This window comes from Aquibium microcysteis (assembly GCF_014495845.1).
GTDB classification, from domain to species: Bacteria; Pseudomonadota; Alphaproteobacteria; order Rhizobiales; family Rhizobiaceae; genus Aquibium; species Aquibium microcysteis.
Genome location: NZ_CP061080.1, coordinates 518443 through 532866 on the forward strand (window position 1 = coordinate 518443; position 14424 = coordinate 532866).

6 protein-coding genes and 1 CRISPR repeat array are annotated in these 14424 nt (G+C 65.4%); of the genes, 5 read left to right on the plus strand and 1 reads right to left on the minus strand.

The window, feature by feature from the left end:
• Window positions 1–21: 21 nt before the first annotated feature.
• From IAI54_RS02420 to IAI54_RS02440, 5 genes are all read left to right on the plus strand, one after another.
• Window positions 22–2535: a hypothetical protein gene (locus tag IAI54_RS02420; RefSeq protein ID WP_187970843.1), complete on the plus strand. Its 2514-nt coding sequence runs from the start codon at window positions 22–24 to the stop codon at window positions 2533–2535.
• 247 nt (window positions 2536–2782) lie between these two features.
• Window positions 2783–3461: a CRISPR direct-repeat array (repeat unit 36 nt; unit sequence GTCTGGAACTCAGCCGCACATCACGCGGATTGAGAC).
• 271 nt (window positions 3462–3732) lie between these two features.
• Window positions 3733–5574 (plus strand): hypothetical protein, encoded by a 1842-nt coding sequence (locus IAI54_RS02425; protein WP_187970844.1) that lies wholly within the window; start codon window positions 3733–3735, stop codon window positions 5572–5574.
• Window positions 5493–7397: an RAMP superfamily CRISPR-associated protein gene (locus tag IAI54_RS02430; protein WP_187970845.1), complete on the plus strand. Its 1905-nt coding sequence runs from the start codon at window positions 5493–5495 to the stop codon at window positions 7395–7397. The genes IAI54_RS02425 and IAI54_RS02430 overlap by 82 nt, the downstream gene beginning before the upstream one ends.
• A gap of 1 nt (window position 7398) precedes the next feature.
• Window positions 7399–8826: an RAMP superfamily CRISPR-associated protein gene (locus IAI54_RS02435; protein WP_187970846.1), complete on the plus strand. Its 1428-nt coding sequence runs from the start codon at window positions 7399–7401 to the stop codon at window positions 8824–8826.
• A gap of 59 nt (window positions 8827–8885) precedes the next feature.
• Window positions 8886–11159 (plus strand): TIGR03986 family type III CRISPR-associated RAMP protein, encoded by a 2274-nt coding sequence (locus tag IAI54_RS02440; protein ID WP_235679361.1) that lies wholly within the window; start codon window positions 8886–8888, stop codon window positions 11157–11159.
• 266 nt (window positions 11160–11425) lie between these two features.
• Here IAI54_RS02440 and IAI54_RS02445 read toward each other — a convergent pair whose 3' ends face one another.
• Window positions 11426–14110, minus strand: coding sequence for a hypothetical protein (locus IAI54_RS02445; RefSeq protein WP_187970848.1), 2685 nt, complete (start codon window positions 14108–14110; stop codon window positions 11426–11428).
• Window positions 14111–14424: the final 314 nt, after the last annotated feature.

Consider the following 14424-nt stretch of genomic DNA (forward strand, 5'->3'; position numbering starts at 1 on the left):
GGAAAGGGGCTTCGCTCCACCTTGCGCGCAAATCGTTCCCACGCCAATCTCTCGCCGCTGGCGTGTAGAGGCGGGAGACGAAGGATGGCGAAGTGCACCTGTCGGGACGGGGATGGACGGGTGGTGCTTTCCCGGTGCAGCTCCGCCTGCGCCTGTCTCGGCGTAGTCGGCGATCTCTACGAGCCGCAGAAGTGGCGTCCGTCGGCCGAGATCCGGATCGATCGCTTCCGGCAGATCCTCATGCTGCCGCTGGCCTTCCATCGCGACGCGTTCGCCGAGACGGACGACGTTCGCCCGCTGGTCGAGCGTCTGCTGGAGAGCCTGGCGGACGCAAAGGACGACTGGGAGCCGGTGCAGGACCTGTCGCGCCATTGCAACGACATGGCACCGGAACATTTTGCGGCGATGTTCACGCAGGCCGAATTCCGCGAGAGGGACGTTGCGGCGAAGCGAAAGGCCACCGGCGACGGCACCGCAGAGCTGACCGAAGCGGAGCGGGACGCGGCGGACCGACGCCATGCCGAAGCCGAAACGAAGCGGCGCGCGGCCGTCGAATCGACCATGGCCTATGCGGAGCAGGTCTATTTCCACGATTTCCTGCGCGAAACCATGTTTTCCGCGGAGCCTTCCGGAAGCGACAAGGAGATCAACCTGTTTCGCCGCAAGGGCAGGCATCGAATCTCGTTCCAGCTCGACCGGGGAGGGCGGACGTTCCGGGCCAAGGCGGATCTCGATCGCATCAATCTCTACGTCTTCTCCTCCGGTGCTGCGGTGCTGGTCGTGGAAGCCGATTTCCGCGCCCCGGACCGCTTCGCCGCGAAACTGCCCTGTTCCTCGTGCGACGCCCGACCGGACGATGCCGCGTTCCAGCCCGCCCCGATGACGCTCGCCGACGCGCTGACGATCTGCGATCACTTCCGCCGCGTGTATCCGCCCTTCTTCTTCGTGCAGTCCTTGGAGCAGTCTGCCAGCGCCCTGGCCGAACCGGCTTTCGCGGTGACCGCGCAACGCATTCCGCACGATGTCGAGATCAGTCGTCAGACGGATTCCGGGTCCTGGCAACCCGTCGACCTGCCGACAGGCTGGTCTAAAGAGAATGTGGGCGATTTCGCCACCGCCGACCACGCCTTGCGCCATCGCAGGAAGAGCGCGCCGCCGGTGGCCGATCACGTGCGGATCCTCGCCGCGCCCCTGCGCATCGCCGGCACGCCGGAAGCCGAGAACCTGCCGGCAGACGTTCCCCTGATGCGGCAGGTGGTCGACGAGCGCATGCCGCTGATGACCTTCCTGACCGTGGAGGAGGGCAGCGATCCCCATGACGCCATGCAAGGGACAGTCAGCGACAACGAGACCCGTCCGGTCGACGCTGCGTCGCTCAGAGCGCAGGACGCCCTGCGAGCGATCAGCCGCGGCGACTGGATGCGGCTGTGCTATGCCGACGAGCCGGGGACCGACGTGCTGCCCTACGCTGCGCCCTTCATGGCGCGCTTCGAGGAGGAGTGCTGCTACGACCGCTTCTTCCCGCACCCGTCTTCCACCGACGCGACCTCCCGCATCATGACCTGCGGCTATCACTTCGTCGTCGCGGGTGCCGGCTCCTTCGCCAACGACACGCTGCAGCACCATTTCCGGCGCCATTACTTCCAGATGGCGCTGGCCTGCCACATGGAGATCGCCGCGATGCTGACGACGTCGAGCCGCGTCACCCAGGCGGTCAAACGCCTCAACGATGCGGGCGACGCCAGCCATGCCCGCCGTCGTTTCGAGACGTCCATGCAGGCCATCGAGAGCGACTTCCTGAAATATGTCCACGTCTTCCATTTCACGGGCATGTCGAACCAGATCCAGCCGGGCGAAATGCTGAGGAAATGGCAGGACAGGCTCGGCACGCGGACCATGTTCGAGGACGTGAAGAACGAGATCGACACCGCCAACCAGTTCCTCGTCGCCGTCGATCAGGCGCGAAGCTCCGACGCCGCCATGCGCCTCAACGTCATCGCCACGACGGGCGTCGTCCTCGGTCTCGCCTTCGCCTTCCTGTCGATGAACGTCCTCGGCGCCGTGCCCGAGTCCCCGGCTGCGGGCGAGGCGTCGCTGCCGCTCGCCGATCCGCGCCACTGGCGCGCCTTCGGCGTCACGCTCTGCCTGGCCGCGACGGTCGGCCTCGCCCTGTCGCTGCTGATCGACCGCGACTGGCTGAAGCCGCATGACTCCGCCGCCCACCGCCAGGCCGGCCTCTTCTTCTGGAGCGGGGCCGGCGTCATCCTCTTCGGCCTGCTCGCGATCTCGCTCGGCGCCGCGGCCGGCGGCTGGATCGCGCCGCCCGGGCCGCTCGCCATCCTCGTGATCGGCGCCATTCCCGTCGCCGCCGCGGGGCTGAGCTTCGGCAGGCCGCGCAACCGCGCCATCGCCGCCGCCTTCGCCGCCGCGCTGGACGGGCCGGGCGGCGCCACGCGCATCCTCCTGGCCGGTCTCTCCCTGGTCGGCCTCGGCCTCGCCGCCGGCGCTGCGACGGTCGCGGAATTGTTCGGCTAGGGCCTCCCGCTTTGCCGGCCCCGGCGGCAGAAAGAGAAGCGAGAACAGAGGCTTGCAGGGATCCCGCCGGACTCCGGCGCGGTCAGGCCTTTTTGGAAGGAGATCAAGGCATTGAAAGAAAAAGAGAAAAGTGACGTCAAGATGCGAAGTGTTCCGTATTCGTTCTATATTTCGGCCGGACAATTCGCGACCTTTATGGAAAGAGCCGATTTTTCGGCAGGCTTGACAAAAGGCTCGAACGGGGTGAATCTGGAACTCAGCCGCACATCACGCGGATTGAGACAAGAAAAACGCCTTGTCGTCGAGACGGCAGATGAGTCTGGAACTCAGCCGCACATCACGCGGATTGAGACCGCTGTTGTTGGTGTAGTAGCACGCCGCCGCCGGTCTGGAACTCAGCCGCACATCACGCGGATTGAGACAAGGTGGTCGTTGCCACCATCAACCCCGTCGTCACGTCTGGAACTCAGCCGCACATCACGCGGATTGAGACCGCTGCGTACAGTTTATCCGCGATCTTGTACTGGTCTGGAACTCAGCCGCACATCACGCGGATTGAGACACCGCTTGTCATGCCACCACCGCTTTCCCACATCGCGGGTCTGGAACTCAGCCGCACATCACGCGGATTGAGACACGATTTCGAGTGTACTTCTCCCCTTGGGTGAACCGTGTCTGGAACTCAGCCGCACATCACGCGGATTGAGACAGAACATAGGACATTTTCGCGCCCTTCCACCGGCAAGTCTGGAACTCAGCCGCACATCACGCGGATTGAGACCCGGCTTCCATGAGTTCGTCGAGTCGGGTGAGGGCTTCGCGTCTGGAACTCAGCCGCACATCACGCGGATTGAGACGAGACCGTCACGTTGCCGTTGACCTGCAGATTGGTCTGGAACTCAGCCGCACATCACGCGGATTGAGACACCACCAGCGCGGCCATGGTGACCAGACACGACAGTCTGGAACTCACCCGCCCGTCAGCCGGCCTGGGCCGACGCTCGACCTGTCGTCCGTGTCCTGTGCCCTGCGTCGCGGGGACGTGCATGCCGTCGTTTGACCTCGCATTCCGCGCTTGATGGCACGCCGTGGCGTCATCGCGTATTTCTGCGCCACCGGTGCGAGGACACCGAAAAGTTGTTGCAAAGTCTTGCCGAAGCTTCCTATCATGCTTTGCAAGTTCGGTGGGGAGGCGGCGTGTCCAAAGTCTATCTCTGGCTCGAAGGCGTCGATTTCGCCGAGTTCATCGACGACACCAACCAGATCGCCGTCATCCGCGGCGCCTCGCTCGCGCTGCTGGCAGCCGGCGAGGAGGCCGAGGGTTGGCTGAAACGCAACCAGCCGGCGCTCGCGCCCGAAAAGATCTTCTCCGGCGCGTCGCTGTCGCTGTTTCGTCTGGCCTGTGACGAGAGCGGGGGCGAGGTGGTGGCCGCTGCTCTGCGCCGGCACCTCGCGGACAGGGGGCTGAACGTGCTGGACGTCAAACAGCCCGTGACGCCTTTCGCCTATCTGCGCTTCGTCACCGGCGTGGCGACCGACGACGGCACGCCCGCCGCCATCCGCCGCGCGCACGCCCGGGCGCGTCATGCCCAGGCACACGGCGTCTACCATCCGCCCGCACGGCTCGAGACGCACGAAACCAACCGCTTCATGTGCGCCATGAGCCGTTCCCGCCAGGCCGACTGCTACATGCGCCTGACCGAAGACCAGGTGGAGACCTATGGCGCCAATGTCGGCCGCAGGATCGAGCGCGACGCGGATGCGTTCCGGCTGCCCGTCTCGCGCAGCGTCGCCGCGCGGCGCTACTACGGCCGCAAGGCACGCGAGGAGTTCTTCGCCAGGCGAAAGGGAACGATCGGCTTCGACGCGGCCCGCTTCGGCTTCGTCAACGATTTGCACGAGATGGTGGATCTCGCCCCGCTGGCGGACGATCTGTCGTCGGACCGCGAGGAAATGACCTTCGCGCTGCGGGAGGCGGGCCAGACGGCCGAGCAGGCCTGGCGAGAGGCGCCGCGCGAAACCGTCCGCAACAAGATCGCGGTCTTTCATGTCGACGGCAACGACTTCACCGCCATCCGCGATGCGATGGGCGGCAGCGCCGCGGCGCTCCGGGAATTCGATGAACAGGTGACAGCCCTGCTTGAACGCAAGGTCCTCGCGGGCTTCATGCGTCGGCTGCAGGCCCATGCCGACGCACCCGACGTCTGGACGCAGATTCCGCGACTCCGCGCGTTGCACGGTTCGGTCTATCGACGCCCCGACACGGAACCGGACGATCCGGACCCGCGGGCCAGACGCCTGCGCTTCGAACTGCTGCTCTACGGCGGCGACGAGATGGCGTTCATCCTCCCGGCCTGGCTGGGGCTGGAATTCGCCGGCCTCTTCTTCGACGCCGTCGCCGACGCGCACATCCTGTGGAACGGCAAGCGCTACGACCTGCGTTTCAAGATGGGGCTCGCCTTCGTCAACTATAAGATGCCGATCCGGGAAGCCCGGAACCTCGCCTATGGCCTCTGCGACATCGCCAAGACGAAGGATCGGAACACGATCGCCATTCAGGCCTTCGAGAGCATCGAACCTCCTGCCAACGGGCTCGGCGACGTCCGGTCCGGACTGTTCGGCGACGAGCCGGTTTCCCCGAAGCAGACGGTCGCGCATGCCGTCATGGACGCCGACCGGCTCGCCGAGACCGTTGCCGGGCTGATGGCCTTCAAACGGGCCGGCGCGGCCCGCTCGCAGCTCTACGGCATGCTGCGCGCGGCCCAATGGACGCCGGTGCGCGGCCGTGCAGGCACCCGCCATGTGTCGGGCAAGCTCGGCGCGCCCGGCGTCAACGCCAAGGCGGCCGGCTACTTCAAGGATTACGCGACGCGCATGCTGGCCCAGGCCAGGCCGGAACCCGCGCTCGCCGCGCTGTTTGCTCGATTGCAGGTCAAGGAGACCGCGGCGATGGAGGCGTGGCTTGCCACCCACCTCTACGACTATGTCGATCCGCTCGGCTACCTCGAGTTCGACGTCGCTTCTGGAGCATCGGCATGAGCGGGCGCATCGTCATCGCCGCCACGGTCGCGGTCGTCTCGCCCTTCCTGTTCCCGTCGCTGGAGCCGTCCGCGCATGGCATCGACGCCAGCCCGCTGCGCACGCCGGATGGGTTTCCGGTCCTTCCGGGCGACCATCTGCGCGGCCATCTGCGGCACGCCGCCTCTGCACTCTACGGCGAGGGTAGCGACGAGGTTCGCGCGCTGTTCGGACGATCCTCCGACAGCCGCGAGGAAGGCGGCTCGGACCGGCCCGAACGCGGCGCGCTGCTCGTCGGCGACCTCGTGGCGCGCGACTGGCTGCTCGACGGCGACCCCCGCTCCGGTCGACAGCGGGTCGAGACCGGCAATCATGTGCTGTCCCATCGCGTCGCGATCGATGAGGAGAGCGGGGCGGCGGACGACGGCATGCTGCAGGTGATCGAACTGGCCCTGCCGCCGGCGGCGATCGGCCTCTTCGAAGGCGACATCGTCATCGGCAGGACGGCCGAATTCGTCCGCGCCTTCGGCGACGCGTCGCCCGGGCGGATCATCGAGGACCTCATGACGCTCGTCGCTTTCGTCGGGGCGAACAAGACCGCGGGCTACGGCGCGATACGCCGGTCGTCGTGCCGTTTCACGGAACGGCCGGTGGCTTCGGTCGCCCCTGCCGGGTCGTCGTCCGACCGGGTCCAGGTCGATCTCGCCTTCGACCAGCCGATCCTCGTCGATGCCCGGCGCCTGTCCATGAATCTGGTCGCCGGCGCCGACATCATTCCCGGCGCGGCGCTGAAGGGCGCCGTTGCTCGATTCCTGGACGATCTCGGTCTCCTCGGCGATGATGATGACGAGGCCAATGATGCGCTGTCGGCCCTCCGGTTTTCCCATGCCTTCCCGGTCTTCGACGGGAAGCTTTGCGGCATGGCCGTGCCCGATGCGCTGGCGGCGACATGGACGCTCGACGAAGACAACAAGATCGCAGAAGTGACGGTGGCGACATGCGTCGGCGGGGAGGGGGCGAAGCGACTGGCAACGATGTCCGGGTCGAAGACCCCTGCCTACCCCGGCGACTGGAAGGGGGGCGTCTGGTCGCTCGTGCGAAACCGTCTCCTCGATCGACCTGACGCCGGTTTCCTCCGCCGGCAGGGCAGGGGGCGGGTGGCCATCGGTCCCGACGGTCTCGCGGACGAAGGCAAACTCTTCGTCACCGAACTCGTCGAGACCCACGGTCTGAACTGGCGTTTCGAGCTGGCCCGGGGAAACGCCGACCGGAGGATGTTCGACGTCGTTGTCGGTGCCCTCGTACACGGCCTGCATGGGCTCGGCCGCACTGGCGCGCACATGAAGGCGGTCACCGTGTCGGTCGCGCCACAGCCGCAGGTCGCGCATGTCGGCGAGGTGGCGCTGCTGCTCGAGACGCCGCTCGTCATCGGCACGAGCGACGAAACCGGCGGCGTGCACGAAAAACTTGCCGGCTATTTCCAGGAACTGTTCGATGGCACCGAAAGCCGGCTCATGGAGTCCGTCGCTCGACGCAGGATCGCCGGGGACTATCTCGGTTTCCGCTTCCCGCGGGCGGGCAGCTATCGCGGCTTCGAAATGGTCGAGCCCGGAGCGGTCTTCGTGCTCGATCTCGACCCCGCCGGGGCCGTCCTCGTTTCCGACGCGCTCTCGGGGGGACTTCCGGCACGCTTCGACGGCCATATGCGTCGCGGAGTTTCGGGCGGACGGAGTACCTTTCCGCTGACGCCGCAGAACGGCTACGGGGCGGTTTCCCTGCTCCCTGCCGCCTTCATGGACGGGGTCCATACCGTCGCCGCCACGAGCCGCGAGTCGGGAGCCTAGGATGCACTACGCCGCTTATGCATCGAGATTGCAGATTACCTTGCTCATGGAGAATGCGACGCCGTTGCACACGGGCAACGGTTTCGACATCCCTCTCGACCCGGAGAACGCGAAATCGCCGCGGGTCGATCGGATCGTGCGGGATGCCGCGGAGCGCGCCTATCTTCCCCCGGCTTCGGTGAAGGGCGTCTTTCGCGCGCGGTTTCGTGCCATCGACGGCACCGGACGAGATCTCGAAGAACGGCTCTTCGGGTCCGCTCGCGAAGACGGCGGCGGCAGCATGGGGCTTGCCGTCTGGTCGGGTGGTACCTGTGTCCACCAGCCGTCGGTAGGCGCGCGCGTCGATGTTGTGCAGGCGGACGGCGCGGCCGTCCCGGTCGCCAGGCGCACGCGGATCGACGGCGCCACAGGTACGGCATCGAAGAACAAGCTGTTTGCCGCCGAGTTCTGCCCACCGGGCACCCGCTTCGCGCTGACCGTGACGGCTCTTGGGCCATTGGCCGAAAAGACCCGCGAGGTCCTGGCTGGACGTCTTTCGATCGCCAATGCCGGCGATGTCGCAGGGGCTTTTCTGCGACTTCTCGTCAATGTGCGCCACTACGGCCTGCATCTCGGGCGGTCGAGCGGTGACGGCGCGGGCCATCTCGTCGGATCGGGTGCTTTCATCGACTTGGTCGAGTATCACGGGGTCTCGAATCGCACCATCGTGACGGAAACCATCGATCTCCGAAGCATCGCCGGAGTTTTGTCCGACCTGCAGCCGGAGGATCATGCGGCGGAGCGCTTCCTGCTCGAACTCCACGCAGAAACCTTGTTCGGTGTCGGCGGCGGGAGTGGAACGCCACCGGAAGGCTACAAGTCCAGCCGCGAGGATGGCAGCAACCGCAGCAACACGATCTTCGCGCTGCGCGACGGTGCGTCGAAGCCGCATCTGCCCGGCTCGTCGCTCATGGGCGCGATTCGGGCAAAGTTCCGATGGTGGTTTCGCCTTCGAGCCGTCAGGGCGGGCCAGGAAGCCGATGAGCCGCGGCTGGAAGAACTCGAACGGGTCCTGTTCGGCGCCGATCCCGGAGCAACCGGCATTCCTGCGGAGCGAACAAAGCCCTTCGCCGGACTTCTGCGGCTGGGGCAAGTCGAACTGCTCTCCGAGGTCGCGCCTGAAGATCTGGATTCCGTCAAGGTCGATCGTTTCACTGGCGGGCCGTTCAAGACCGCCCTCTTCAAGGTGAACGCCTTTCCGAAACCCCGCTGGCGCATCCAGCTCTACCTCGACGTCCGCGCAAGCGGGCATGTCGATGCCGCCGGGGAACTGCGCAGCTTCCTGGCCTGGATGACGACGTCGGGCGACCTGGGATCGGGTCTCGACCTCGGTTTCGGCCGCAATCGCGGTTTCGGCTGGTTCGCCGTCAAGGACATGGAGACGCATTGATGTCGTTGAAGGCGGACGAGCAGATAAGGCGGCTCGAGGTTCTGGTCCGGGTCGGGCAGATGTCGAAGGAGGAGTTCGAGAAAAGGAAGGCACAGCTGCTTGCGGCGGCGAGCGCGACGCCAGCCGGCTCGCCGTCCCGGGCTGGCGAGGACCGGCGCCGGACGGCCAGCGGCCGGCCGGACGCCCTGCCGCCCGCGCGAAAGCGGTCGGAGAATCCGCAGTACTACCGGGCGCCCTACCGCTTCGTTCCCTATGATGCGAAACTCGTGGTCCTTGCCGAGAAGGAGGCCCTGCTTCCGATCGACGAGCCCCATGCCGACAAGCTTTCGGCCGAGATCGACATCGCCTGGGAGGCCGAGACGCCGCTGCTGATCGGGGCGGAACAGGAGGGCGGAACCGTCGTCCCGGTGTCCTGGAAGGGCTCCGGGCAGACGCTCACCTACATCGTACCGGCGACGACGATCCGCGGCGCCATCCGCTCCGTCTGCGAGATCGTCGGCGGCGCCAGCATGACGTTCGCGCAGGTCAACGCCGATCAGTCCTTCGCCATCCGCGATTTCACGCATCGTGCCTATGGCAAGCCCGTCGACGAAAAGGAGGCATCAGATGATGGCAGCACTTTTGGGATCAGTTCCACGAAGAATATCAGAGCCGGCTGGATTCGCCGTGTCGGACCGGCGAACCGCGGCGACGAAGCCCTTGAGGAAGTCACTTTCGCGATCGAGCCCGCCGGCGACTGGTACTACATCGAAGGAAAAAGTCTCTGGTCGTCGGGCGCGATCCGCGGTGCACGCATCGCGAGCATCGAGGATTTCTACAAGCTGCCCATCGCCGAGAAATACGCGAGCATAAACTTCGAGAACAAGCGTTGTATCGATCCCGATTCAAGGAACCGGATCGCGACTCGTCAGGCCGTCTTCCGCTTCAATCCGGTCGGCTCCAAGACCGACGGCGGGCGGGTCGTGGCCCTGATGGCGGGCGGTTCGATCGAAGGTCATCTGGTCTTTTCGGGCAAGGCGCCGAGCCCGCGCCAGCGCCGGTACGAATATGTCTTCGCGCGGTCGGATCGTCGAGAGGCCACGGCAATCAAGCCGGAACTCTGGTCCCGCTTCGTGAAGTCCCAGAGCCAGTATGTCGGCGACAAGCTGCGGCCGGAAGGGGGCTGGAAGGAGCTAGCCGCCATGTTCGCGGCGGATCCGGACCTTGAGCTTCCCGTTTTCTACGTGGGAGATCTTGGCCTTCAGCTTGAAAACAAGTTCGCCTTCGGCTTCACCCGCCTTTTCAAGGTGCCGCACACGAAAACGCTGAAAAAGGTGCTCGAGGAGTCCGGCGTGAAATCCCCGACCCATTCGGATGGGCCGGTCGATCGTACGAAACTCGACATGGTCGATGCCTTGTTCGGCTATGTCTACGAGCCGGAGACCGGATTGCCCGACGGGGAGGATCCGTCCGAATACTCACGCAAGGGCCGCATCGCATTCGACCACGGCGAGGTTCCCAACGACCCGAAGCTGGTGCGACGCACCGGGCCGATCGAGACCGTGATGAGCGGGCCGAAGCCGTCCTTTTCGCCCTTCTATCTCTCGGGAAACTGGAAGGACTATTCCGCCCCCGGCGACACGATACCCACAATCGCCGGACGCAAGCGGTATCCGGTCCGGCATCAGCCGGATCGACCGCAAGACAACGAGACTTCGGTCCGCAAGTCGCTTCGGGAGCAGGTGGAAGCAGTCAAGGCCATGTCACCTGGTGGCAGAGTGAGCGAAAAGGTGCTGTCGCGCCTCGATTTCCTGGTTCCGGCGCCCAACGCCAAGTCGCTGAAGTTCACGAGCCGCATCCGGTTGTTCAACGTCACGGACGCCGAACTCGGCCTCGTGCTGGAGGCCGTCACCCTGTGCGGTGACGATAGCCTTCGTCATGCGATCGGGCGCGGCAAGCCTTTCGGCGCGGGCCAGATCAAGGCGACTGTGAAAAGCCTGCGCGTTCAATACAATCGCGACACGTCCGTAGCGGACCATGGCGCGGATCGGGAAGCCCGGGCGCACTTTCGCGACGCATTCGCCGCCCACGTGGAAAGGCAACTGGGCGACAAGGCGAACGAGCTTCGCGCGAACGTCGAGACCTTCCTCGCCATGTGCGATCCCGAGGTTGGCGCGGAGATGAAGCGGCAGGGAAAACTCGACTATCTGCGGCTGCGGGAACCCGTCCCCAATTCGAACCGGCCCGACAACCCCTACCAGGTGCTGCGCGACCAGGTGAAGCCGACCAACGATCAACGCGTCTATCCGGCCGGCGGGCCGGTGCTCCTCAAGATGGAGCGGCGCCAACGCTGATCACGGCGCGCGCCGGGCACCGTTCGCTCCCGGTCCCGTCATACCAGTGTCCTTGGGCTCGGCACTGCGCCTCATCCCCCTGCCGAGACCTTCTCCTCGTGACACGGGGAGAAGAACGCCTTCATCGACGGCTTCGCCGTTCTCGACCGTGGGCTGATATGGCGTCGCCGCGGCGGCCGAGCGCCCTTCTCCCCGCTTGCGAGGAGAAGGTGCCGGCAGGCGGATGAGGGGGCGGCGCCATCCGTCGATCGAAAGGACTGCCGCTGTCACACGGTCGTCTTTCCCCGCAGGATCAGGCGGGCGAGGGAGGCGACGATGAAGGAGAAGAGCACCAGCCCGACAAACTCGTTGGCGGCGCGCACCACGAAGAAGAAGGTGCCCTTGCCGGTCCAGCGCGTGCTCTCGCCCCCAAAGCTCGTATTGACCTCCCAGTGATCGGCCATCCCGAGATTCGCGACGGGAACCATGAGGTCCAGTGCCAGGACGAACCCCTCCAGGGCCGGGTATCCCGGAGGCAATTCTCCGGGACCGGAGGCGGGAGGATAAAGCCCCGTCTTGGTCATGACCAAAACCCCGCTCTGCGATGCGCATCGGTTTCCGCCGCATGCATCGTAAATGAAAACAGACCATAAAATTCCGAAGAAGCAGGCCGTGAAGATACAATAACATATGGTCCTGTTGAGGTCGTATCCATATCGGGAAAATTCGCTCGCGATCTTGTCTGCGGCGGCCTCGAAAATTCTGAGCGACCGCCGGCCTCGGATCTCTGCGAAGAGATGGTTTGCGCAATCTTCCATTCCGAGTTCGTCATAGCCGCGAACGAATTTCATCCAGACCGTCGGCTCGCTTTCGCATTCTTCACCGTTGAGCCAGCGCTTGCGATGATCGCAGGTTTGAATTTCGTCGTTCCTGCCGCCTGCGCGCGTGGAGTCCTTGGTCCGCAGGAAGCTGAAGCGAAGTCCGCGGGATTTGACCTTCCACGTCTGGCACTCCGCGACGTTGTCGCTGAAGGTCGTCACGGAGACGTTCGACAGGTTGAGTTCCGGTCTCGCCGCCGCGGCTGCCCCCGTGAAGGCTCGGAGGCGAAGTTCGAGCGCTTCCGCGTGTAACTGCTCGAGGTCGAGATGAGGTAAGCCCGACTTCTTTCCGACCTCGGCCTTCGCGTCTTGATCGGTGACGCCGATCGACACCACGCCCCCGAAACGGGAGCGGGCGAGCGATGCGCTGCTGTCGTCGAGACTGTCCACATCGAGCCGCAGTCCGGACGGGCATTGGCTGTCGGTGATCTCGAACCCATGCCCGTCCTCGCGCCACAGGTGGACGTTCTCGAAAGCGAAAGCGCCGGCGCGGCCGAAGCGGAAGCTGAAGGCCGTGCGAAACCGGAAGGGATGCTCCCCGTCGTCCTTCGAACGCTCCAGGTCCTCCGACCGCCTCAGATCGACAATGCCTTCGACGCTGCAGTTGCGCATGGACACCAATGGGCAGTGATCGCTCACCTGCCCCACCAGCTTGAGCGATGGACCGAGGCTGCAATGTTCGAAGGCGACGCCACGCTTCAGCCAGATCGCTTCGAGGGTCACGTCACGGTCGAAGCGACACCGCAGAGCTGCCAGGCCGGCCTTTCGGTCGACGTCGTTCTCCCCGGGCGCCTGTTCGAGAGACAGGAGCGCCTCGCCGCCGACGGTGCATTCGATCAGCGCCACGTTCTCCGAGGCGACCGGCGCCGCGCCCGCAGCGTCGCGACGCATGGCGAATCCGCCCTTGATCCGAAGGTTTCGAAGGACGAGCGATGCGAGCGGCGCGGCGGTGGCCCACTCGTCGATGTCATCCAGCGTCCAGGCCCGTTCCGTCCGTTCGGCGGGCAGGGCGTTGTCCTCGAACAGCGACCCGTGCAGGACGAAATCGCGGTCGATCGTCAGCCGATCGAACAGCGCGCCTTTCGTGAAACGGCAGGAATCGACGTCGACCCGTCCGCCCGCTCGGCTGTTGCGCAGGCGAAAGGCGCCCTCGCAGGAAAGCTTCGCCATCCGCAGATCCTCGTCGAAGCGGCAGTCGGCGATGTCGATCCATCCGGCATCCCCGCGCTCGGCGATCACCAGCGGCGCCAGAGGCTCGGTTTCTTCGCCATCGCCGTCGACGCCAGGGTCTTCCGATCCGAACGAGGAATTCACGGTCGTCGTGGTGACGTCCTCGACCGACAGTTCGGCAGCCTGGACGTGGCTGACCCGGAGGCGCTCGGGCGTCAGATGCTGGAGCGTCACGGTCCGCTCGATCTGGCAATGTTCGACGGCGAGCCCGCACAGCACGAAGAGGCAATCGACGATGTCGAGACGATCGCAGCAGAGGCGGCGGATGATGAAGTCTGTCTGACGCGACCGGTCGCCGCCGAAGACGCAGGAGACGAACTCGATCTGGTGCGGGCTGGTGAGCGAACCGAATATCGCGTCGTCCGGGCTCACCGCGATGGCGAGGTCGCGCAGGACGAAGCGGCGCCCCCGGTAGCGCAGGCGCTCGGCGATGAGGCCCGCTTCCCGGATGAGGGCGGTGAGTTCCTTCGGCGTCAACCTCTCGACGCCGACCGCCGCCGCCGCCTCGCGATCGATCTCGTGCAGATGGGCGAGCCGGGAGGCCAGACGGCGTATCCCGTCGCTCGGTTCCATGAATCCCATCGGCGCCCCCCGGCAGTTTCCGATGCACGCGATGATAGGGGTAACGTTACGGCATGTCCAGACGTCCCGGTTGTGGCCCGCGGCGGGACACGGCCTGCGCCGGGACACGACGACACTCCCGCCCGTGGTGCAGATGAAGGCTGATGCTGAGCGTGGCGGGCGGTCAGGTCCGCATGATGGGCGGGCGAGTGTCAGACCGGCCGAGCGCGCTCTGTACCGCCAGGGTCGATCCGCGTGAAGTGCGGCTGAGTTCCAGACCGACACGGAGAACGCGAAGGCCAAGGCGTACGGGTCTCAATCCGCGTGACATGCGGCTGAGTTTCAGACCAAGCGACACGAGAATCTTTCGAACGCGAGGGTCTCAATCCGCGTGAAGTGCGGCTGAGTTCCCGACGCTTCGGCAAACAACAATGCCTTCGCCGATGAGTCTCAATCCGCGTGAAGTGCGGCCGAGTTCCAGACCGGGGCAAACAACAGCTTCGCCGATGATTCGGTCTCAATCCGCGTGAAGTGCGGCTGAATTCCAGACTCACCCCATTCGATCATTCTGTCAAGTCTTGGCGAAAAACGGGTCTTTCCACGAAGAGACGACCCGC

Bases quoted from the DNA above. Each gene is read 5' to 3' on its own strand.
- IAI54_RS02440 (WP_235679361.1), top strand. From the start codon at position 8,886: ATGTCGAAGGAGGAGTTCGAGAAAAGGAAGGCACAGCTGCTTGCGGCG.
- IAI54_RS02435 (WP_187970846.1), top strand. From the start codon at position 7,399: ATGCACTACGCCGCTTATGCATCGAGATTGCAGATTACCTTGCTCATG.